A 20682-nucleotide genomic window follows, 5' to 3' on the forward strand; every position below is an offset into this window, starting at 1 on the left:
CGATGACCTCGGCAATTTTTATTCCTGAGCTCGGCCATCTGGCGATGATTCTGGCCCTGTGTTTTGCGCTGGTGCAGGCCGTGGTGCCATTGGTCGGTGCCTGGCGCGGCGACCGTTTCTGGATGAGCCTGGCCCAGCCGGCGGCGTGGGGGCAGTTTGCCTTTCTGCTGTTCGCGTTCGGCATTCTGACCTACGCGTTCATGACCGATGACTTCTCCGTCGCCTACGTGGCAAACAACTCCAATACCGCGTTGCCGTGGTATTACAAATTCAGCGCCGTGTGGGGCGCCCACGAAGGTTCGTTGCTGTTGTGGGCGTTGATCCTCGGCGGCTGGACCTTCGCGGTGTCGGTGTTCTCGCGGCAGTTGCCGCAAGTCATGCTCGCTCGTGTACTGGCGGTGATGGGCATGATCAGCACCGGTTTCCTGCTGTTTCTGATCCTCACGTCCAACCCGTTCAAACGCATCCTGCCGCAAATGCCCAGCAATGGCGCCGACTTGAATCCGTTGTTGCAAGACATCGGCCTGATCGTTCACCCGCCAATGTTGTACATGGGCTACGTCGGCTTTTCGGTGGCGTTCGCCTTCGCCATCGCCGCGTTGATGGGCGGTCGCCTTGATGCGGCGTGGGCGCGTTGGTCGCGTCCGTGGACCATCGTCGCCTGGGCCTTCCTCGGCATCGGCATCACCCTCGGTTCGTGGTGGGCGTATTACGAACTCGGCTGGGGCGGCTGGTGGTTCTGGGACCCGGTGGAAAACGCATCCTTCATGCCTTGGCTGGTTGGCACCGCGCTGATTCACTCGCTGGCGGTCACGGAAAAACGTGGCGTGTTCAAGAGCTGGACGGTGTTGCTGGCGATTGCCGCGTTCTCGCTGAGCCTGCTTGGCACGTTCCTCGTGCGTTCCGGCGTGCTGACCTCGGTGCATGCGTTTGCCTCTGACCCGGAGCGCGGCGTGTTCATCCTGATCTTCCTGCTGTTTGTGGTCGGCGGCTCGCTGACGCTGTTCGCCCTGCGCGCACCAGTGGTGAAGAGTCAGGTCGGGTTCAACCTGTGGTCGCGGGAAACCCTGCTGCTGGGCAACAACCTGGTGCTGGTCGTCGCCGCGTCGATGATCCTGCTCGGCACGCTGTACCCGCTGATTCTCGATGCCCTGAGCGGCGCCAAGATGTCGGTTGGCCCGCCGTACTTCAACGCGCTGTTCATCCCATTGATGGGATTGCTGATGGTGGTAATGGCGATCGGCGTGATCGTGCGCTGGAAAGACACGCCGGTGAAATGGCTGGCCGGCATGCTGACCCCGGTATTGCTCGGCAGCGTCGCGCTGGCCGTGGTGGCTGGTGTCGCTTACGGCGATTTCAACTGGGCAGTGATCGCGACCTTCCTGCTCGCCGCGTGGGTGTTGCTCGCCGGTGCGCGCGACATTGTCGACAAGACTCGCCACAAAGGTTTGATCAAAGGTCTGCCGACGCTGACTCGCAGCTATTGGGGCATGCAGATCGCGCACCTGGGCATCGCCGTGTGCGCGCTGGGCGTGGTGTTGTCGAGCCAGAACAGTGCCGAGCGCGATCTGCGTCTGGCGCCGGGCGAGTCGATGGACCTAGCCGGTTATCACTTCATCTTTGAAGGCGCCAAGCACTTCGAAGGGCCGAACTTCACCTCTGACAAAGGCACCATTCGGGTGATCCGCGACGGCAAGGAAGTCAGCGTGCTGCACCCGGAAAAACGCCTGTATACCGTGCAGAGTTCGATGATGACCGAAGCCGGGATCGACGCTGGTTTCACTCGCGACCTCTACGTTGCCCTCGGCGAGCCGCTGGACAACGGCGCATGGGCGGTGCGCGTGCACGTCAAACCGTTTGTACGCTGGATCTGGTTCGGCGGCTTGCTCACAGGTTTGGGTGGTTTGCTGGCGGCGCTGGATCGACGTTATCGGGTCAAGGTGAAAGCCAAGGTGCGTGAAGCACTGGGCATGACGGGAGCGGCTGCATGAGACGTTGGTTGATGCTGGTGCCACTGGCGATTTTCCTGCTGGTGGCGGTATTTCTTTATCGCGGTCTGTACCTTGATCCGGCGGAGCTGCCGTCGGCGATGATCAACAAGCCGTTCCCGGAGTTTTCGTTGCCGGCGGTGCAGGGCGACAAGACCCTGACCAAGGCTGACATTCTCGGCAAACCGGCGCTGGTCAATGTCTGGGGCACCTGGTGCATTTCCTGCCGGGTCGAGCATCCGGTGCTGAACAAACTCGCCGAGCGCGGTGTGGTGATCTACGGCATCAACTACAAGGACACCAACGCCGATGCCTTGAAGTGGCTGGCCGAATTCCACAATCCGTATGCGCTGGATATCCGCGACGAAGAGGGCTCGCTGGGCCTCAATCTGGGTGTGTACGGTGCACCGGAAACCTTCTTCATCGACGCCAAGGGCATCATCCGCGACAAATATGTCGGCGTGATCGACGAGCAGGTCTGGCGCGAAAAACTCGCCGCCAAGTATCAGGCGCTGGTCGATGAGGCCAAGCCATGAAGCGCTTTCTGGCTGCCGTGGTTTTGGGCTTGAGTCTGGCCGGCGTCGCCCATGCCGCGATCGATACATACGAGTTCGCCAAAGAAGCTGATCGCGAGCGTTTCCGCGAACTGACCAAGGAACTGCGCTGCCCCAAGTGCCAGAACCAGGACATCGCCGACTCCAACGCGCCGATTGCCGCGGACTTGCGCAAAGAGATTTTCCGCATGCTCGGCGAGGGCAAGGACAACCAGCAGATCATCGACTTCATGGTCGATCGCTACGGTGATTTCGTCCGCTACAAACCGGCATTGAATGCCAAGACCGCACTGCTGTGGTTCGGCCCGGCCGGTCTGCTGCTCGGTGGTTTCGTGGTGATCGCGGTCATCGTCCGCCGTCGTCGCGGACAACGCGCCGACACCCCGCAATCGCTGTCCTCCGAAGAGCGTCAGCGCCTCGATCAACTGTTGGATAAAAACCAAGAATGATTGATTTCTGGCTTGCCGCAGGGCTGTTGCTTCTGGTCGCCCTGAGTTTTCTGCTGATCCCGGTGCTGCGTGAGCGTCGCGCCCAGCGTGAAGAGGATCGTACTGCTCTGAACGTGGCGCTGTATCAGGAGCGCGTCGCCGAGTTGCAGTCGCAACAGGCTGAAGGTGTACTCGACGCGGCACAAATGGACAGCGGCCGCGCCGAGGCGGCGCGTGAGTTGCTGGCGGATACCGAAGGCGTTGCCGCACCGCGTGTGTCGAAGCTGGGTAAACCGTTGCCGTTGTTGGCGGCTGTGTTGGTGCCGGTGTTGGGCCTGGGTCTGTATCTGCATTTCGGCGCTGCCGACAAAGTCGAACTGACCCGCGAATTCGCCCAGGCGCCGCAGTCGATGGAAGAGATGACCCAGCGTCTGGAACGTGCCGTCGCGGCGCAGCCGGACTCCGCTGAAGGCCTGTATTTCCTCGGTCGTACCTACATGGCGCAAGAGCGTCCGGCGGACGCGGCAAAGATGTTTGAACGTGCCGCCAACCTTGCCGGTCGTCAGCCGGAACTGCTCGGCCAGTGGGCGCAGGCGCAGTATTTTGCGGATGGCAAGAAATGGTCGGCGAAGATTCAGGCGCTGACCGACGAAGCGCTGAAGGCTGATCCGAAAGAAGTCACCAGCCTTGGTCTGCTCGGTATCGCCGCTTTCGAAGGCGAGCGTTATCAGGAAGCCATCGACTACTGGACCCGCTTGCTGGCGCAATTGCCGCCGGAAGACAATTCCCGCGCGGCGCTGCAAGGCGGGATCAAACGCGCCGCCGAACGTCTGGAAGCCAGCGGTGGCAAGGTTGCTCAGGCGCCCGTAGCCGCGAAAGCCGCGCTGTTGAAAGTCAGCGTCGATCTTTCCAGCGAACTCCGAAGCAAAGTACAACCGGGCGACAGTGTGTTCATCTTTGCCCGCGCGACTTCCGGCCCGCCGGCACCGCTGGCCGCCAAGCGTCTAACCGTGGCCGATCTACCGGTGACCGTCGAACTGGGCGATGCCGACGCAATGATGCCGCAGTTGAAACTGTCGAACTTCCCTGAAGTCCAACTGGTTGCGCGCATCTCCCGCGCCGGCCAACCGACTGCCGGCGAGTGGGTCGGTCGCAGCGGCCCTCTGGCCAGCAGCACCACTGCGCTACAAAAACTGACCATCGACAGCCCGGACCAATAGCCGGACACAACAGGAAAGCACCGCCATGCACACCATCGCCCGAATCACAGTCCTCACACTGGCCCTGGGCTTGAGTGCATGTGCGGTGCAACGACCGGAACCGACCACCAACCTGCCGCCGATCCCGCCTTCGCAACCGAGTCCGACCCCGTCGACCTCGCCGACCCCAGGCAAAAGCATCCCGGCAAAACCGTCCAAACCCGTCCCGCGCACCTCGGCCAGCTTCGCACCGCCACCGGGCGGCAACAGCCACTGGGACCAGAAACTCGGCGTCTACGTCCTCGACGACCAGACCAACACTTTCTACCGCCAGCGCACCTACTACCGCTGGAACAACGGCTGGAGCCGCTCCGTCAGCCCCAATGGCCCGTGGGAAGACACCAACATCCACGGCGTGCCCCCGGGGTTGGGCAAGCAGTTTGGGCAGTAAATGAAAACGGCGATCTTTGGATCGCCGTTTTGCTGTGTGCCTGTTGGGTTCGCACAGAAATTGCTCAAGGAAGTGCTGCGTAAAGCTCAGGATCTAGCGTTTCAATCACACTATGTAAAACAACCGGACGTCGCTCTGTGGATTTTCGTGCTTGAGTAAAGGTAACTCTAGGGTTACTTTTAATGGGCCGGGGCAAGGAGGCGATTGGTGCAAAGCAGGTTATTGATCAAGGAGCTGGAGGAGGCGGGTTGGACGCTGGACCGGATTACCGGCATTCATCACATTTTCAGGCACCGTTACAACCCTTACACGATTCCCGTTCCTCATCCGAAAAAGGATTTGCCGTTGGGGACAGTCAAAAGCATCAGGAGACGTGCCGGGTTGTACAACCCGCCAGCCAGTTTCGAAGGAGATCCATAATGCAATATCCAATCTGTATCGAGTGGGGAGACGAGAACACTGCCATCGGTATTCAGATCCCCGATATTCCCGGCGCCGTTACAGCGGGGGATAGCTTTGAAGATGCCTACAACGTGGCGGTTGAAGTCGCCCACATCATGCTGCAGGAGATTGCGGCGGACGGGGAGTCGATTCCTATGCCGACTTCGGCATCCGCTCATCGCAGTAATCCGGACTTTGCCGACATGGGTTGGGGCATGCTCGAGCTGGATATTTCGCCTTATCTCGGCAAGACCGAAAAGGTCAACGTGACGTTGCCTGGCTATGTAATTCAGCGCATCGATCGTTATGTGCGCGAACACAACGTCAAAAGCCGTTCCTCCTTTCTGGCGGATGCGGCGATGGAGAAACTGGTTCGTTACTAAGCTTCATCGCTCCCTCAGGCTAAATGAATAACCCGTGGGAGCGAGCCTGCTCGCGAAGCTTTTGAAGCCTTACGCCGTCGCCAATGAACCACGCTGCGAAACACTCAAAAACCGCAACAATGCCAACAGCGGGAACGCACTGCCGACAATCACGATCCACAACCAGCCGCCATGCTCGTACACCGCACTCGCCACCGACGAGCCGAAGGCGCCGCCGATAAAGATGCTGGTCATGTACAGCGCGTTCAGGCGACCACGGCTTTTGGCGTCCAGCGAGTAGACCGCGCGTTGGCCGAGGACCATGTTCATCTGCACGCAGAAGTCGAGCACCACGCCGGTCACGGCCAGGCCGATGACGCTGTAGGCCGGATGAATGAACGCCGGCAGGAAGCTCAGGCTGGCAAATATCATCGCCAGTAGCGAAGCGATGCGGGTATGGCCAGCGTCAGCCAGACGTCCGCTGATCGGTGCGGCGATGGCACCGATGGCGCCGACCAGGGCGAAGATCGCGATTTCGCTTTGCGACAAACCATGGTTGCGCGCCAGTTCCAGCGGCACGGAGGTCCAGAACAGGCTGAAGGTGGCGAACATGCAGCCCTGATAAAACGCCCGCTGACGCAATACCGGTTGTTGGCGCAGCAGGGTCCACAGCGAACCGATCAACTGGCCATACGTGGCGCTATGATCGGGCTGGCGCTTGGGCACGGTCAACGCCAGTACCACGCTGATTGCCGCCATCAATGCGGCGGCAATCATGAACATCGCCCGCCAACCCAAATGGTCGGCGACTACGCTCGACACCGGTCGTGCCAGCAGGATACCCAGCAACAAGCCGCCCATGATCCCGCCGACCACCCGGCCACGGGATTCTTCCGGTGCCAGATGCGCGGCCAACGGAATCAAAATCTGCACCGACACCGAACTGAAGCCCACCAGCAACGAGATCAGCAGGAACACGTTCGGCTGATCGGTAAACGCCGCCGCCAACAGACTGGCAATCGCCACCACGGTGGTGGTGATCATCAAACGGCGGTTTTCCAGCAGATCGCCCAGCGGCACCAGAAAGAACAGGCCCAGCGCATAGCCAATTTGCGTCAGCGAGACGATGAAACTGGCCATGGTATCGGAGAGGCCGATGTCCGGCGCGATCAGGCCGATGATCGGCTGCGCGTAGTAAATGTTGGCAACGATGGCGCCGCAGCAAAAGGCGAACAGCAGCACCATGCCTCGGGTCATTGCGTGAGTGGTGGTGGTCATAAGGTTTCTCGATCCAGCGAAAGAATGCGCTAAGGCTATGGGGCAAACCGGATGGGCAGAAGACGCCTTCGGTTGATATCAGTTATTCCGTTGCGCAATGTCGGGGTGCTAGCAGCGTGTGATCCATCGGCGGACCTTGCGTCCGACCGTTGCGGGTCGATGATACATTCACTTACATCCTGTTCGATAGCGTGCTTATGTTTGCATTGGCTTGTTCAACATTCATGACCGGAGGATTGCAATGAAGCTTCGTCTTATCGCAACGATTGTCCTGACTAGCCTGCTCGGCGCGATGAGCGCACAGGCCGCCGACGCACCGGGGATGCGCCTCGGTGTGCGCGGCGAGATCACCGGGGTCAGCGCCGACAGCCTCAAAGTCCACGTCAACAGCGGTGAGAACGTGGTGATCCAGTTGACTGGTGACACCAAAGTTCGCGCGGTCACCCTGGCCAATATCGAGGACATCAAACCCGGCAGTTACATTGGTTCGGCGGCGATGCCTCAAGAGGATGGCACGCTCAAGGCACTGGAGGTGCATGTGTTTCCGCCGGAACTGGCGGGCAGCGGCGACGGCCATCGGCCGTTTGATCTGGCCAAGGGCAGCAGCATGACCAATGGCAGCGTCGGCGACCTGGTGGTGAGCAACGGGCGGGTGCTGACGGTTAACTACAAGGGCGGGCAGCAGAAGATTCTGGTGCCGGAGGATGTGCCGATCGTCAATCTGGTGCCCGGGGATCGGACTTTGCTGAAGGTGGGGGTGAAGATTGTTACGTTCGTCACGCAGGGTGCGGATGGCACGCTGACGGCGCAATCTATTTCTGCGGGGAAGGATGGGGTGACGCCGCCGATGTAGAAGCCCCTCACCCTAGCCCTCTCCCGGAGGGAGAGGGGACCGATTGGGGGATGTTGAAGGAATACGCCGACCTGAAACTGCGATGCCGAATCCATAATCGATAAGGTTTCTCAGGTCGATGTAACTCGCCAGACACCTCGGTCGGCCCCCTCTCCCACCGGGAGAGGGCTGGGGTGAGGGTAAAGCGTCCACAAAAAAGGCGACCTCTGAGAGTCGCCTTTTTCATCACGGCTTAAACCTTACTGCCCACTATAAATCTGATCGAAAACCCCACCATCATTGAAGTGCGTCTTCTGCACCGTACGCCAGTCACCAAAGGTCTTCTCCACCGAAAGGAAATCAACTTTCGGGAAGCGATCGGTGTACTTCGCCAGCACCGCCGGGTCACGTGGACGCAGGTAGTTTGCCGCAGCAATCTCCTGGCCTTCCGGCGACCACAGGTACTTCAGGTACTCATCCGCCGCCGCACGCGAGCCTTTCTTGTCGACCACTTTATCGACCACAGAAACCGGCGGCTCAGCCTCTGCCGAAACACTCGGGTAGATCACTTCAAACTGATCACGACCAAACTCGCGGGCAATCATTTCCGCTTCGTTTTCGAAGGTCACCAGCACGTCGCCGATCTGGTTGGTCATGAACGTGGTGGTCGCCGCACGGCCACCGGTGTCCAGCACCGGCGCCTGCTTGAACAGTTTGCCGACGAAGTCTTTGGCCTTGTTCTCGTCGCCACCGTTCTTCAGCACATAACCCCAGGCCGACAGGTAGGTGTAGCGGCCGTTACCCGAGGTTTTCGGGTTTGGCACGATCACTTGCACGCCGTCCTTGAGCAGATCCGGCCAGTCTTTGAGCGCTTTCGGGTTGCCTTTGCGGACGATGAACACCGTGGCCGAGGTGAACGGCGCGCTGTTGTTCGGCAGACGCGTGACCCAGTTTTCCGGGACCAGTTTGCCGTTGTCGGCGAGGGCGTTGATGTCGGTGGCCATGTTCATGGTGATGACGTCAGCCGGCAGGCCGTCGATCACCGAACGCGCTTGCTTGCTCGAGCCGCCGAAGGACATCTGCACGGTGATGTTTTCGTTGTGCTCGGCTTGCCAGTGTTTCTGGAACGCAGTGTTGTAGTCCTTGTAGAAATCGCGCATCACGTCGTAGGAAACGTTGAGCAGCGTCGGGGCTGCCTGAGCGATGTTGGCCAAGGCCAGGCCGGCGGCGAGAAGTGAGGCGCCAAAGAGTTTTTTCACTGCGCATTCCTTGTTTTATCGGTGTAGAAGCAGGGGGTGATGTTCAATTGCCACTGACTATAACGGCGCGCGCATAGTCGTTTAAAGATTAAAAAGCTCTTTGCTTATTCCAGTTTCTTGAACAAGGCATTGCCACATCGCGAGCAAAACGCGGCGCCATGTTCATGGCTGTTTTTCTTGCACACCGGGCAATCGTGTTGCAGCTGTTCGCCGCGCATGGCGTTGGCCAGTTCGGCGGTGAAAATCCCGGTCGGCACGGCGATGATCGAGTAACCGGTGATCATTACCAGCGACGAAATCACCTGACCCAGCGGGGTCTTCGGCACGATGTCGCCGAAGCCCACGGTGGTCAGCGTGACGATCGCCCAATAGATGCCTTTGGGAATGCTGGTGAAGCCATGCTCGGGGCCCTCGATCACGTACATCAGGGTGCCGAACACCGTCACCAGGGTGCAGACGCTGACCAGAAACACCACGATCTTCTGCTTGCTGCCGCGTAGCGCCGACATCAGATAATTGGCTTGCTTGAGGTACGGGCTGAGCTTGAGCACGCGGAAAATCCGCAGCATGCGGATGATCCGGATAATCAGCAGGTACTGCGCATCGCTGTAATACAGGGCGAGGATGCCCGGGACGATGGCCAGCAGATCCACCAGGCCATAAAAGCTGAAGGCGTAGCGCAACGGCTTGGGCGAGCAGTACAGACGCAGGATGTACTCGCCGAGAAAGATGATCGTGAAGCCCCACTCGATGTAGGCCAGCACGTCGGCATAGTTCTGGTGAATGCTGTCGATACTATCGAGCATCACGATCACCAGACTGGCGAGGATGATCAACAGCAGGGTGCCGTCGAAGCGACGCCCGGCGAGGGTGTCGCTCTGGAAAATCATGACGTAAAGCCGTTCGCGCCAACTGTTGCTGCTGTCCATGGATAACGCCTGAATCGAAGATCAGCGCAGCCTAGGTTGATTCTCCCCGTGAGCGCAAGGCGCACGCTCGACGGTGGCTTTGCCGAGCATCTGAATCCCGGCGCGGATCAGCCAGCCGGCGAGGATAAACGGCGCGGTCAACGTGGCGAGGCCGACGGCGGCAAACAGCGGTGTAACCAGCAGCGCTAACACGATGCCGACTAGCGGCAGCCACGGTTGTTGGCGTTGCGCGGAAAAGGCGAGGGCGGCGAGTACGGCGTTGTAGCTGCCGAGGCCTAACAGTGCAGCACTGGTTTCGTGGTGCAGCAGACTGGAGCCGAGGCCGATCGCCGACGCCAGCAGCGCCCAGCAGAATGCACGGCGATCAGCGATCAGCAAGCCGACGGCGATCAATGCGCCGGCCAGTGGATGACCGAGGAACATCACCTGACCCAAGCCGCGCAGTTCAGCGGCGAGCAGGTTCAGCGTGTTCATCTCGATGTGCGCCATCGGCGCCGACGGTTCGGTGAACAGCAGAAGAATCCAGCTCATGGCCACGAACGGCGAGGTGTAGGCCGGAATCGAGCGGCTGCGGTACACATGTTTGAGCCATTGCTGCGTGGCCATCGCGCTCAGTCCGCCGGCTGCGAGAATCAGCGGCGGCAGCAGCGGCGACCATGGGAAATACAGGCTCAGCAGCAGGCCAAGCAAGATGCCGTTGTAGCTGAACAACCCGGCTTGGCGATCAGCCTTGGCGTAGTTGCGCCGTTGTGCGGTGAGCAATCCGGCGACGGCACCGAGCAGCGCACCGGCGAACAGCACCGGTGCTGTCAGCAGGATCGCCAACAGGCACAGCAGACCACACAGCGGATGGCGCTGGAGGAATATCTGACTGAAACCGTTGAGCAAAGCCTCGGCCCAGTCGGGGCAGTGGGTGTTGAAGTGATTGGCAGGCATGGCAGTTCTGAAAGTCAGTGAAACCGAGTTGCCTTCTTCGCCAGCAGGCTGGCTCCCACATTGAATCTTTGTTCAGTCATTGAGTTTGTGATGCACACAAATCAACTGTGGGAGCGAGCCTGCTCGCGAAGAGGCCGGTACAGGCGCTAAATCAACGTTTCAATCCGCAGCGAGTTAGTCGACCCAGGCTGCCCGAACGGCACCCCCGCAGTGATCAGCAGCGTGTCGCCACGCTCGGCCATACCCTGCGCCTGGGCGATTTCCAGCGCGGTCGAGCAAACCTCATCGACCTGACGCAGGCGATCGTTGACCACCGAATGAATGCCCCACGCCACGCTCAAACGCCGTGCGGTCTGCAGGTTCGGCGTCAGGTTGAGGATCGGCGCTTTCGGCCGTTCCCGCGCTGCACGCAAACTCGACGCACCGGACTCGCTGTAGTTGACCAGCACCGCCACCGGCAGCACGTTGCTGATACGACGAATCGCGCAGCTGATCGCATCGGAAACGGTCGCTTCCGCTTTCGGCCGGCTGACGTCGAGCTGGGTCTGATAGTCCGGACCGTTTTCCACCTGGCGAATGATCTTGCTCATCATCTGCACCGCTTCCAGCGGGTATTCGCCGGAGGCAGTTTCCGCCGACAGCATCACCGCATCGGCGCCTTCGGCCACGGCGTTGGCAACGTCAGTCACTTCGGCGCGGGTCGGGGCAGGGGAGAAGCGCATCGACTCAAGCATCTGCGTCGCCACCACCACCGGTTTGCCGAGTTCGCGGCAGGTGGTGATGATGTTCTTCTGAATCTGCGGCACGCTTTCGGCAGGTACTTCAACACCGAGGTCGCCACGCGCCACCATGATCGCGTCGCTCAGTTCAGCGATTTCGCGCAGTTGCTCAACGGCCGAAGGCTTCTCGATTTTCGCCATCAAAAAGGCTTTGTCGCCGATCAGTGCACGGGCTTCGATGATGTCTTGCGGGCGTTGCACAAACGACAGCGCGACCCAGTCCACACCCAGTTCCAGACCGAAGCTCAAGTCACGGCGATCCTTGGCAGTCAGCGGGCTGAGGTCGAGCACTGCTTGCGGCACGTTGACGCCTTTGCGATCCGACAACTCGCCGCCGTTGAGCACGGTGGTGTCGATCGCGTCAGCGTATTTGGTGACCACACGCAGACGCAGTTTGCCGTCGTCGAGCAGCAGGTCCATGCCCGCTTCCAGCGCTTCGATGATTTCCGGATGCGGCAGATTCACCCGGCGTTCATCGCCCGGTGTTGCGTCCAGATCCAGGCGGAACGCCTGACCACGATGCAGTTGCACCTTGTCGTCGGCGAACTTGCCGACGCGCAGTTTCGGTCCCTGCAAGTCCATCAGAATGCCCAGCGGATAGTTGAGCTGGCGCTCGACTTCGCGGATCCACTGATAGCGCTTGGCGTGGTCGGCGTGATCACCGTGGCTGAAGTTCAGGCGGAAGATGTTGACCCCGGCTTCGACCAGTTCACGGATGTCTTCGATGCCATCGACAGCAGGCCCGAGGGTGGCGAGGATTTTGACCTTTTTATCAGGCGTCATGATTTGCAGCTCTCAAGGATCAGGATGGCGCGGAAGTCGTTGACGTTGGTGCGGGTCGGCTCGGTGACGATCAACGCATCGAGCGCCGCGAAATAGCCGTAGCCGTTGTTGTTATCCAGTTCGTCGCTGGCGCTCAAACCGAGGGCGGCGGCGCGGGCGTAGCTGTCCGGGGTCATGATTGCGCCGGCGTTGTCTTCCGAGCCGTCGATGCCGTCGGTGTCACCCGCCAAGGCGTAAATCCCGGGCTGGCCTTTGAGGCTGTCGGTGAGGCTAAGGAGGAACTCGGCGTTGCGCCCGCCACGGCCATTGCCGCGCACGGTCACGGTGGTTTCGCCGCCGGAGAGAATCACGCACGGTGCCGCCAATGGCTGGCCGTGATGGATGATCTGGCGGGCGATGCCGGCGTGGACTTTTGCCACTTCGCGCGACTCACCTTCGAGGTCGCCGAGGATCAGCGTGCTGAAACCGGCCTGACGGCATTTCACCGCCGCAGCGTCCAGCGATTGCTGAGGACGGGCGATCAACTGGAAGTGGCTGCGTGCCAGGCTTGGATCACCGGGTTTCACGGTTTCCGACTCAGGGCTTTGCAGCCAGGTGCGTACCGAAACCGGAATCTCGATGCCGTAGCGTTTGATGATCGCCAGCGCTTCGGCGGAGGTGCTTGGATCGGCCACGGTCGGGCCGGAAGCGATGACCGTGGCGAGGTCGCCCGGTACATCGGAAATCGCGTAGGTATAAACAGTCGCGGGCCAGCAGGCCTTGCCCAGACGCCCGCCCTTGATCGCCGAGAGGTGCTTGCGCACGCAGTTCATCTCGCCGATGGTTGCGCCGGATTTGAGCAGGGCTTTGTTGATCGACTGCTTGTCAGCGAGGGTGATGCCTGCGGCAGGTAGCGCCAGCAGGGCAGAGCCACCACCGGAGAGCAGGAAGATCACGCGGTCGTCTTCGCTCAGGTTGCTGACCAGTTCGAGCACGCGTTTGGCCACGGCCAGACCGGCAGCGTCCGGCACCGGATGCGCGGCTTCGACCACTTCGATTTTTTCGCACGGGGCGCCGTGACCGTAACGGGTCACCACCAGGCCTGTGACTTCACCTTCCCAGCAGCGCTCGACTACTTGCGCCATGGCAGCAGCGGCTTTGCCGGCGCCGATGACGATCACCCGACCGCTGCGATCAGCAGGCAGATGGGCTTCGAGGACCTGGTTCGGATGGGCCGCGTCGATGGCTGTGGCAAACAGCTCGCGCAGCAGTTGTTGCGGATCGACCGACATGGCGGGCTCCCGGAATTCTTGTTATTCGAAAGGGCGGTAGAGATCCCTGTGGGAGCGAGCTTGCTCGCGAAAGCGGTGGATCAGTCAATATCCATGTCGACTGACACGCCCTCTTCGCGAGCAAGCTCGCTCCCACAGGTTTAAGCGGTGGGGCAGTGGCTTATTTGTTGTCGCGAATCGAGAAGTTGGCCATGTGCTCCAGACCCTTGATCAGCGCCGAGTGGTCCCAGTTGCTGCCACCGATGGCCGCGCAGGTGCTGAACACTTGCTGGGCGTTGGCGGTGTTCGGCAGGTTGATGTTCAGCTCTTTGGCGCCTTGCAGGGCCAGGTTCAGGTCCTTCTGGTGCAGGCTGATGCGGAAGCCTGGATCGAAAGTGCCTTTGATCATGCGCTCGCCGTGCACTTCAAGAATCTTCGAGGAAGCGAAACCGCCCATCAGTGCTTCACGCACCTTGGCTGGATCGGCACCGTTTTTCGAAGCGAACAGTAGGGCTTCAGCGACGGCCTGAATGTTCAGGGCGACGATGATCTGGTTGGCGACTTTGGCGGTCTGACCGTCGCCATTGCCACCGACCAGAGTGATGTTCTTGCCCATGGCCTGGAACAGCGGCAGAGCGCGTTCGAAGGCATCGGCGTCGCCACCGATCATGATGCTCAGAGTCGCGGCTTTGGCGCCGACTTCACCACCGGACACCGGTGCGTCGAGGTACTGCGCGCCTTTCTCGTTGATCTTGGCGGCGAACGCCTTGGTCGCGGTCGGCGAAATCGAGCTCATGTCGATGACGATTTTGCCTTTGCTCAGGCCGGCGGCAACGCCGTCGGCGCGGAACAGTACGTCGTCGACCTGCGGGGTATCCGGGACCATGACGATGATGAATTCTGCTTCCTGCGCGACTTCGCGCGGGTTGGCCAGGGCGACGGCGCCAGCGGCGACCAGGTCGGCGGGGGCGGCGTCGTGGTGCGCGGACAGGAACAGGCTGTGACCGGCTTTCTGCAGGTTCGAAGCCATTGGGTGGCCCATGATGCCGGTGCCGATAAATCCGATTTTAGCCATGAGAAAATCCTCTTGTTTTTGTCTTGCTCAAGCAAATAGGGGGAAGCTGTTGCCTTTATGTAGGAGTGAGCCTGCTCGCGATTCAGGCGCTGAGGTACATCAGGTGTACCGAGGTGAATTCATCGCGAGCAGGCTCACTCCTACAGGGGATCTGCGTCAGATTGCGTTATGGGTTTTCAGCCAGCCGAGGCCTGCTTCGGTGGTGGTCAGCGGCTTGTATTCACAGCCCACCCACCCCTGATAACCGATGCGATCGAGGTGTTCGAACAGGAAGCGGTAGTTGATTTCACCGGTGCCTGGTTCGTTGCGCCCCGGGTTGTCCGCGAGCTGCACATGGTTGATCTCGCCCAGGTGCGATTGCAGGGTGCGGGCCAGATCGCCTTCCATGATTTGCATGTGATAGATGTCGTATTGCAGGAACAGATTGGCGCTGCCGACCTGCTCGCGAATCGACAGGGCTTGCGCTGTGTTGTTCAGGTAGAAACCCGGAATGTCGCGGGTGTTGATCGCTTCCATCACCAGTTTGATGCCCGCTGCCTGCAGCTTGTCGGCGGCGTATTTCAGGTTGGCGACGAAGGTCTTTTCCACGGTGGCATCGTCAACGCCTTGCGGACGAATACCGGCCAGGCAGTTGATCTGGGTGTTGCCCAGCACTTGCGCGTAGGCAATCGCCAGATCGACACCGGCGCGGAACTCTTCAACCCGATCCGGCAGGCACGCGATACCGCGCTCGCCCTTGGCCCAGTCACCGGCCGGCAGGTTGAACAGCACTTGGGTCAGACCGTTGGCGTCGAGCTTGGCCTTGATTTCGGCAGAGCTGAAGTCGTACGGGAACAGGTACTCGACACCGCTGAAACCAGCCTTGGCGGCGGCGTCGAAACGGGCAAGGAAATCCTGTTCGGTGAACAGCATGGACAGGTTGGCTGCGAAACGCGGCATGGTGGTCTCCCGTTCTAGATTCTCGTTCCCACGCTCTGCGTGGGAATGCCTCAATGGACGCTCTGCGTCCGCTTTGGGACGCAGAGCGTCCCGGGCTGCGCCCACGCAGAGCGTGGGAACGATCAGCGGTCAGCAGTTAATCAAGCAGCGAAATCGCCGTTGGCGCATCGTTGCCGACCAGCGCCAGGTCTTCGAATTCGTTGACGGCGTTGATCTCGGTGCCCATGGAGATGTTGGTCACACGCTCCAGAATGATCTCGACGATCACCGGCACCTTGAACTCTTCGATCATCTGTTCGGCCTTGCGCAGGGCAGGGGCGATTTCCGAGGGCTCGAATACACGCAGCGCTTTACAGCCGAGGCCTTCAGCCACTGCAACGTGGTCAACACCGTAACCGTTGAGTTCCGGCGCGTTCAGGTTATCGAAGGACAGCTGCACGCAGTAGTCCATTTCGAACCCGCGCTGGGCCTGACGGATCAGACCCAGGTACGAGTTGTTCACCACGACGTGGATGTACGGCAGTTTGAACTGAGCGCCGACCGCCAGTTCTTCGATCATGAACTGGAAGTCATAGTCCCCCGACAGGGCCACGACTTTCCGGCTCGGATCGGCCTTCACCACGCCCAGCGCTGCCGGAATGGTCCAGCCCAACGGGCCGGCCTGGCCACAGTTGATCCAGTGACGCGGCTTGTAGACGTGCAGGAACTGCGCGCCGGCAATCTGCGACAGACCAATGGTGCTGACGTAGCAGGTGTCCTTGCCGAACACCTGGTTCATTTCTTCGTAAACGCGCTGCGGCTTGACCGGCACGTTGTCGAAGTGGGTCTTGCGATGCAGGCTGGCTTTACGCTGCTGGCAGTCTTGCAGCCAGGCACTGCGGTTTTTCAGCTTGCCGGCGGCTTGCCACTCACGCGCCACTTCGATGAACACGGTCAGTGCTGCAGCGGCGTCGGAAACGATGCCCAGATCCGGCGTGAACACGCGGCCGATCTGCGTGCCTTCGATGTCGACGTGAATGAACTTGCGACCTTCGGTGTAAACGTCAACCGAACCGGTGTGACGGTTGGCCCAACGGTTACCGATACCCAACACCACGTCGGATTTCAGCATGGTCGCGTTGCCGTAACGGTGCGAAGTCTGCAGGCCAACCATGCCCACCATCAGCGGGTGATCGTCCGGGATAGTGCCCCAGCCCATCAGGGTCGGGATCACCGGGATGCCGGTCAGCTCAGCGAATTCAACCAGCAGATCGCTGGCGTCGGCGTTGATGATGCCGCCGCCGGCCACCAGCAATGGACGCTCAGCCTGATCCAGCAAAGCCAAAGCCTTCTCGACCTGAACGCGGGTCGCAGTCGGTTTGGCCAGCGGCAGCGGCTGGTAGGCGTCGATGTCGAATTCGATTTCGGCCATCTGCACGTCGAACGGCAGGTCGATCAGCACGGGGCCAGGACGGCCGGAGCGCATTTCAAAGAACGCTTTCTGGAACGCGTAAGGCACCTGGCCCGGTTCCAGAACAGTGGTCGCCCACTTGGTGACTGGCTTGACGATGCTGGTGATGTCGACAGCCTGGAAGTCTTCCTTGTGCATACGGGCGCGGGGTGCCTGGCCGGTAATGCAGAGGATTGGAATCGAGTCGGCCGAGGCGCTGTAGAGCCCGGTGACCATGTCGGTACCGGCAGGGCCGGAAGTACCGATGCACACGCCGATGTTGCCGGCCTTGGTGCGGGTGTAGCCCTCGGCCATGTGCGAGGCGCCTTCAACGTGGCGAGCAAGGACGTGATCGATGCCACCGACCTTCTGCAAGGCGGAGTACAGCGGGTTGATGGCAGCGCCCGGGATGCCAAAAGCGGTATCAACCCCTTCACGGCGCATCACCAGAACGGCGGCTTCGATTGCTCTCATTTTGCTCATGGTTTTGTGCCTCTTTACGTTTTGTAATTGTATACAAGTGGCTTTGCGCAGAGTGTATTCACGGCGGACGGCGCAGGTCAATCCATTTTCTCAAGCGCCTGTTTCATTCGTCGGAAGCCTTTCTGACTGTGGCTTTTCGTCGCATGTGGCGCTTTTCGATAATTATTGTATACAAAAAAATAATTCATTGTGTTCTATTTGTTGCATCGACCTGCGGCAGAAAACCGCAGGCCCACGACTTTCCCTATAACAAAATGAGGACGGCACCATGAGCGCTTTAACCTTGAAAGTCGCAGTCAACCTGGTCAACGAAGCCATCAACGCAGGGCGCGGCATCAATGCCGCGCCGCTGACCATCGCGGTACTCGATACCGGCGGTCACCTGATCACCCTGCAACGCGAAGACGGCGCCAGCCTGCTGCGCCCGAACATCGCCATCGGCAAAGCCTGGGGCGCCATCGCGCTGGGCAAAGGCTCACGCCTGCTGGCACTCGACGCGCAACAACGCCCAGCCTTTATTGCCGCGCTGAACAGCATGGGCCAGGGCAGCGTCGTGCCGGCACCGGGCGGTGTGTTGATTCGGGATCAGGCGGGGAATGTGCTGGGTGCGATCGGGATTAGCGGGGATTTGTCGGATATTGATGAGCAGGTGGCGATCAGGGCGGTGGAGGCGTTGGAGTTGAGGGCGGATGCGGGGGTGGCTGCTTGATCTTTAGCGTCTGAACTGAAGTCTTCGCGAGCAAGCTCGCTCCCACAGGTTTGTGTTCTGTCACATAAAGTGTGAACACCTCAAATCCCCTGTGGGAGCGAGCTTGCTCGCGAAGGCGATTCAACGGACACATCTGGCTAACAGTCTTGACGCTTCCTCCCCGTGTACAGATCTAACCTTTCAGGTCATCTCTTGAAAGGGGCAAAGGAATGCCGAAACTGTCCGCTTCACATCGCTTGCGCTTTGGTCGTTACGACGAGCCCAACCGAATTTATCTGCTGACTGCCAATACCCTATATCGCGAACCTGTTTTCCACGATTTTGCGTTGGGCAGGTTGGTCGTTGACCAATTTCGACGCGCCCAAGAGCAGGGCTTTGCCGACTCTTTGGCGTGGGTGGTTATGCCTGACCACTTTCATTGGTTGATCGATTTGAAGCGAGGTTCCTTGAGTGACCTGATGCAACGGACCAAATCCTTGAGCGCGCGGGCTGTGAATATGGCTGCGGATAGAAAAGGCAGTTTGTGGCAGCAGGGATTTCATGACCGTGCGCTGAGGCGGGAAGACGATTTGGTGAAAATGGCGCGTTATGTCGTGGCCAACCCATTGCGGGCAGGTTTAGTGCAGAAGTTTGGCGACTATCCCCTGTGGGATGCGATGTGGGTCTGACAGGCTAACCGAGTCGCTCCATTCGCGAGCAAGCTCGCTCCCACATTGGATCTGTGGCGTTCACGAATCCCTGTGGGAGCGAGCTTGCTCGCGAAGCAGTCGCCGCGGTCTATCAGTCCGGCTCACACCCCTTCAACACCAGCCGGATAATCGTTTGCGCCGCCGCTTCATAATCCGCCTCGTCCAGCTTGTCTTTCCCGGTGACTGCAGAAATCTGCCAGTCGAAGTCGGCGTAGGTCTGGGTCGCGGCCCAGATGCTGAACATCAGGTGATTAGGGTCGATCGGGGCAATTTGCCCGCGGTCGATCCAGCTCTGGATGCAATCGATGTTGTGCTTGGCCTGGCCGTTGAGTTGCTCGACCAGGTCGGCGCTGAGGTGTGGGGCGCCGTGCATGATTTCGCTGGCGAATACTTTCGAGGCGAAGGGCAGGTCGCGGGAGATGCGGATTTTCGAGCGGATGTAGCCGCTCAGCACTTCGCTCGGTACGCCGTCCGGATTGAACGGGGTCGAGGCCTGCAAAATCGGCACGATGATGCTTTCCAGAACCTCGCGGTAGAGGTTTTCCTTGGACTTGAAGTAGTAGTAGACATTGGGCTTGGGCAATCCCGCCTTGGCGGCGATGTCGCTGGTTTTGGTCGCAGCGAAGCCCTTGTCGGCAAACTCCTCACTGGCGGCACGCAGGATCAGTTCTTTGTTGCGCTCGCGGATTGTGCTCATAAACCCGGTGGTTCCTTGCCTGTTCTGGCGGTTGCGCATGGTAGCACCGGCCTCGCGCAGCGCTCAAGAATGCCCCGTGTGGTCTGTGGTCGCGTTATGCTTCGCACCATTCATACATAAAAGGAAACAGGATTCATGGCAGGAAGCAGTTTGCTGGTGCTGGTCGATGATATTGCCACTGTGCTGGATGACGTGGCGTTGATGAGCAAAATGGCCGCCAAGAAGACCGCCGGCGTACTCGGCGATGATCTGGCGCTCAACGCCCAGCAGGTCTCCGGCGTACGTGCCGAACGGGAAATCCCCGTGGTCTGGGCCGTGGCCAAGGGTTCTTTCGTCAACAAACTGATTCTAGTGCCATCGGCGCTGGCGATCAGTGCGTTCGTGCCGTGGCTGGTGACGCCATTGTTGATGGTCGGCGGTGCGTATCTGTGCTTTGAGGGTTTTGAGAAGCTTGCGCACAAGTTTCTGCACAGCAAGGCTGAAGACGAGGTCGAACATGCGCAACTGACTGAAGCAGTTGCTGATCCGGCGACCGATCTGGTGGCGTACGAGAAGGACAAGATCAAAGGCGCGATCCGCACTGACTTTATCCTCTCCGCAGAAATCATCGCGATCACCCTGGGCACCGTGGCTACTGCTTCGCTGACTCAGCAAGTGATCGTCATGTCCGGTATCGCGATTGTGATGACGGTGGGCGTGTATGGACTGGTGGCGGGCATCGTCAAACTCGACGACCTCGGCTTGTGGCTGACGCAAAAGCCTGGGCAGTTGGCGAAGAAAATCGGCAGCGCCATTCTCAGTGCCGCGCCGTACATGATGAAAACCCTGTCGGTGGTCGGCACGGCGGCGATGTTCCTGGTCGGCGGCGGCATCCTCACCCATGGCGTGCCGGTCGTGCATGATTGGATTGAAGGCGTTGGCGCCGCGGCCGGTAGTGCCGGGTTTGCGGTGCCGATGTTGCTCAATGGCGTGGCGGGGATTATTGCCGGTGCGGTGGTGTTGGCGGTGGTTTCCGTTGTCGGCAAAATCTGGAAAGCCGTGAAGGGCTAACCAGCGACACAAAACAAATGTGGGAGCGAGCTTGCTCGCGAAAGCGGAGTATCAGTCGACTTAAATGTTGACTGGACTACCGCATTCGCGAGCAAGCTCGCTCCCACATTGGATTCAGCTGATGCCATGAAAAAGGGCCATT

At 59.9% G+C, this 20682-nt stretch carries 21 protein-coding genes; 11 read left to right on the forward strand and 10 right to left on the reverse strand.

Translation table 11 applies throughout. The features are described from left to right. The first annotated feature begins 2 nt into the window (after positions 1–2). The 7 genes from BMY54_RS25655 (at position 3) to BMY54_RS25685 (ending at position 5444) form a co-directional block, all read left to right on the forward strand. Positions 3–1991, forward strand: a complete 1989-nt coding sequence (locus BMY54_RS25655; protein WP_093439827.1) for a heme lyase CcmF/NrfE family subunit — start codon at positions 3–5, stop codon at positions 1989–1991. After that, positions 1988–2524: a DsbE family thiol:disulfide interchange protein gene (locus BMY54_RS25660; RefSeq protein ID WP_093439831.1), complete on the forward strand. Its 537-nt coding sequence runs from the start codon at positions 1988–1990 to the stop codon at positions 2522–2524. The genes BMY54_RS25655 and BMY54_RS25660 overlap by 4 nt, the downstream gene beginning before the upstream one ends. Next, complete coding sequence (locus BMY54_RS25665; RefSeq protein WP_093439835.1) at positions 2521–2991, forward strand: cytochrome c-type biogenesis protein; 471 nt, start codon at positions 2521–2523, stop codon at positions 2989–2991. Before BMY54_RS25660 ends, BMY54_RS25665 begins: the two co-directional genes overlap by 4 nt. After that, on the forward strand, positions 2988–4190 hold the full coding sequence (ccmI, locus tag BMY54_RS25670) for a c-type cytochrome biogenesis protein CcmI (protein ID WP_093439839.1): 1203 nt from the start codon (positions 2988–2990) through the stop codon (positions 4188–4190). The genes BMY54_RS25665 and ccmI overlap by 4 nt, the downstream gene beginning before the upstream one ends. A 25-nt stretch (positions 4191–4215) precedes the next feature. Continuing rightward, positions 4216–4620 (forward strand): hypothetical protein, encoded by a 405-nt coding sequence (locus BMY54_RS25675; RefSeq protein ID WP_093439844.1) that lies wholly within the window; start codon positions 4216–4218, stop codon positions 4618–4620. A gap of 207 nt (positions 4621–4827) precedes the next feature. Next, positions 4828–5040 carry a type II toxin-antitoxin system HicA family toxin gene (locus tag BMY54_RS25680; RefSeq protein WP_093439849.1) on the forward strand — a complete coding sequence of 71 codons (213 nt, stop codon included), beginning with the start codon at positions 4828–4830 and terminating at the stop codon, positions 5038–5040. Continuing rightward, positions 5040–5444 (forward strand): type II toxin-antitoxin system HicB family antitoxin, encoded by a 405-nt coding sequence (locus tag BMY54_RS25685; protein ID WP_093439853.1) that lies wholly within the window; start codon positions 5040–5042, stop codon positions 5442–5444. Before BMY54_RS25680 ends, BMY54_RS25685 begins: the two co-directional genes overlap by 1 nt. Positions 5445–5513: 69 nt before the next feature. Here BMY54_RS25685 and BMY54_RS25690 read toward each other — a convergent pair whose 3' ends face one another. Continuing rightward, positions 5514–6701 carry an MFS transporter gene (locus BMY54_RS25690; RefSeq protein ID WP_093439857.1) on the reverse strand — a complete coding sequence of 396 codons (1188 nt, stop codon included), beginning with the start codon at positions 6699–6701 and terminating at the stop codon, positions 5514–5516. A 241-nt stretch (positions 6702–6942) separates the two neighbouring features. On the opposite strand from BMY54_RS25690, the gene BMY54_RS25695 reads away from it, so the two are divergent. Next, complete coding sequence (locus tag BMY54_RS25695) at positions 6943–7554, forward strand: DUF5666 domain-containing protein (RefSeq protein ID WP_093439861.1); 612 nt, start codon at positions 6943–6945, stop codon at positions 7552–7554. A 239-nt stretch (positions 7555–7793) separates the two neighbouring features. On the opposite strand, the gene BMY54_RS25700 is transcribed toward BMY54_RS25695, so the two are convergent. The 8 genes from BMY54_RS25700 to gcl all read right to left on the reverse strand — a co-directional run bounded on the left by BMY54_RS25700 (position 7794) and on the right by gcl (position 17395). Next, positions 7794–8792 (reverse strand): sulfate ABC transporter substrate-binding protein, encoded by a 999-nt coding sequence (locus BMY54_RS25700; protein WP_034151535.1) that lies wholly within the window; start codon positions 8790–8792, stop codon positions 7794–7796. A 104-nt stretch (positions 8793–8896) separates the two neighbouring features. Further along, positions 8897–9721, reverse strand: a complete 825-nt coding sequence (locus tag BMY54_RS25705) for an ion transporter (protein ID WP_093439865.1) — start codon at positions 9719–9721, stop codon at positions 8897–8899. Between the two features lie 21 nt (positions 9722–9742). Further along, a complete protein-coding gene (locus tag BMY54_RS25710) occupies positions 9743–10657 on the reverse strand; it encodes an urea transporter (protein ID WP_093439870.1) in 915 nt (304 codons plus the stop codon). A 146-nt stretch (positions 10658–10803) separates the two neighbouring features. Further along, positions 10804–12219 carry a pyruvate kinase gene (pyk, locus tag BMY54_RS25715; RefSeq protein WP_093439875.1) on the reverse strand — a complete coding sequence of 472 codons (1416 nt, stop codon included), beginning with the start codon at positions 12217–12219 and terminating at the stop codon, positions 10804–10806. Further along, complete coding sequence (locus BMY54_RS25720) at positions 12216–13490, reverse strand: glycerate kinase type-2 family protein (protein WP_093439880.1); 1275 nt, start codon at positions 13488–13490, stop codon at positions 12216–12218. Before BMY54_RS25720 ends, pyk begins: the two co-directional genes overlap by 4 nt. 160 nt (positions 13491–13650) lie before the next feature. Further along, complete coding sequence (locus BMY54_RS25725; RefSeq protein ID WP_007919937.1) at positions 13651–14544, reverse strand: 2-hydroxy-3-oxopropionate reductase; 894 nt, start codon at positions 14542–14544, stop codon at positions 13651–13653. 156 nt (positions 14545–14700) lie between these two features. After that, complete coding sequence (gene hyi, locus BMY54_RS25730) at positions 14701–15483, reverse strand: hydroxypyruvate isomerase (protein ID WP_077571696.1); 783 nt, start codon at positions 15481–15483, stop codon at positions 14701–14703. 136 nt (positions 15484–15619) lie between these two features. After that, positions 15620–17395 (reverse strand): glyoxylate carboligase, encoded by a 1776-nt coding sequence (gene gcl / locus BMY54_RS25735; RefSeq protein ID WP_007919935.1) that lies wholly within the window; start codon positions 17393–17395, stop codon positions 15620–15622. Positions 17396–17663: 268 nt separating this feature from the next. Here gcl and BMY54_RS25740 point away from each other — a divergent pair, with 268 nt between their 5' ends. Then, positions 17664–18104: a GlcG/HbpS family heme-binding protein gene (locus BMY54_RS25740; RefSeq protein ID WP_016987506.1), complete on the forward strand. Its 441-nt coding sequence runs from the start codon at positions 17664–17666 to the stop codon at positions 18102–18104. Positions 18105–18313: 209 nt separating this feature from the next. Further along, on the forward strand, positions 18314–18772 hold the full coding sequence (locus tag BMY54_RS25745; RefSeq protein WP_093439884.1) for an REP-associated tyrosine transposase: 459 nt from the start codon (positions 18314–18316) through the stop codon (positions 18770–18772). Positions 18773–18884: 112 nt separating this feature from the next. Here BMY54_RS25745 and BMY54_RS25750 read toward each other — a convergent pair whose 3' ends face one another. Then, positions 18885–19490 (reverse strand): TetR/AcrR family transcriptional regulator, encoded by a 606-nt coding sequence (locus BMY54_RS25750; RefSeq protein ID WP_007919931.1) that lies wholly within the window; start codon positions 19488–19490, stop codon positions 18885–18887. 135 nt (positions 19491–19625) lie between these two features. Between BMY54_RS25750 and BMY54_RS25755 the strand changes: the two genes are divergently transcribed. Then, a complete protein-coding gene (locus BMY54_RS25755; RefSeq protein ID WP_093439889.1) occupies positions 19626–20540 on the forward strand; it encodes a DUF808 domain-containing protein in 915 nt (304 codons plus the stop codon). Positions 20541–20682: the final 142 nt, after the last annotated feature.

Source organism: Pseudomonas sp. ok266 (assembly GCF_900110195.1).
GTDB classification, from domain to species: domain Bacteria; phylum Pseudomonadota; class Gammaproteobacteria; order Pseudomonadales; family Pseudomonadaceae; genus Aquipseudomonas; species Aquipseudomonas neuropathica.

What these genes read in the sequence shown, in the direction of transcription:
- BMY54_RS25655 (WP_093439827.1), top strand. Translation starts at nt 3, where the DNA reads ATGACCTCGGCAATTTTTATTCCTGAGCTCGGCCATCTGGCGATGATT.
- BMY54_RS25660 (WP_093439831.1), top strand. Translation starts at nt 1,988, where the DNA reads ATGAGACGTTGGTTGATGCTGGTGCCACTGGCGATTTTCCTGCTGGTG.
- BMY54_RS25665 (WP_093439835.1), top strand. Translation starts at nt 2,521, where the DNA reads ATGAAGCGCTTTCTGGCTGCCGTGGTTTTGGGCTTGAGTCTGGCCGGC.
- ccmI (WP_093439839.1), top strand. Translation starts at nt 2,988, where the DNA reads ATGATTGATTTCTGGCTTGCCGCAGGGCTGTTGCTTCTGGTCGCCCTG.
- BMY54_RS25675 (WP_093439844.1), top strand. Translation starts at nt 4,216, where the DNA reads ATGCACACCATCGCCCGAATCACAGTCCTCACACTGGCCCTGGGCTTG.
- BMY54_RS25685 (WP_093439853.1), top strand. Translation starts at nt 5,040, where the DNA reads ATGCAATATCCAATCTGTATCGAGTGGGGAGACGAGAACACTGCCATC.
- BMY54_RS25690 (WP_093439857.1), bottom strand. Translation starts at nt 6,701, where the DNA reads ATGACCACCACCACTCACGCAATGACCCGAGGCATGGTGCTGCTGTTC.
- BMY54_RS25695 (WP_093439861.1), top strand. Translation starts at nt 6,943, where the DNA reads ATGAAGCTTCGTCTTATCGCAACGATTGTCCTGACTAGCCTGCTCGGC.
- BMY54_RS25705 (WP_093439865.1), bottom strand. Translation starts at nt 9,721, where the DNA reads ATGGACAGCAGCAACAGTTGGCGCGAACGGCTTTACGTCATGATTTTC.
- BMY54_RS25710 (WP_093439870.1), bottom strand. Translation starts at nt 10,657, where the DNA reads ATGCCTGCCAATCACTTCAACACCCACTGCCCCGACTGGGCCGAGGCT.
- pyk (WP_093439875.1), bottom strand. Translation starts at nt 12,219, where the DNA reads ATGACGCCTGATAAAAAGGTCAAAATCCTCGCCACCCTCGGGCCTGCT.
- BMY54_RS25720 (WP_093439880.1), bottom strand. Translation starts at nt 13,490, where the DNA reads ATGTCGGTCGATCCGCAACAACTGCTGCGCGAGCTGTTTGCCACAGCC.
- BMY54_RS25725 (WP_007919937.1), bottom strand. Translation starts at nt 14,544, where the DNA reads ATGGCTAAAATCGGATTTATCGGCACCGGCATCATGGGCCACCCAATG.
- hyi (WP_077571696.1), bottom strand. Translation starts at nt 15,483, where the DNA reads ATGCCGCGTTTCGCAGCCAACCTGTCCATGCTGTTCACCGAACAGGAT.
- gcl (WP_007919935.1), bottom strand. Translation starts at nt 17,395, where the DNA reads ATGAGCAAAATGAGAGCAATCGAAGCCGCCGTTCTGGTGATGCGCCGT.
- BMY54_RS25740 (WP_016987506.1), top strand. Translation starts at nt 17,664, where the DNA reads ATGAGCGCTTTAACCTTGAAAGTCGCAGTCAACCTGGTCAACGAAGCC.
- BMY54_RS25745 (WP_093439884.1), top strand. Translation starts at nt 18,314, where the DNA reads ATGCCGAAACTGTCCGCTTCACATCGCTTGCGCTTTGGTCGTTACGAC.
- BMY54_RS25750 (WP_007919931.1), bottom strand. Translation starts at nt 19,490, where the DNA reads ATGAGCACAATCCGCGAGCGCAACAAAGAACTGATCCTGCGTGCCGCC.
- BMY54_RS25755 (WP_093439889.1), top strand. Translation starts at nt 19,626, where the DNA reads ATGGCAGGAAGCAGTTTGCTGGTGCTGGTCGATGATATTGCCACTGTG.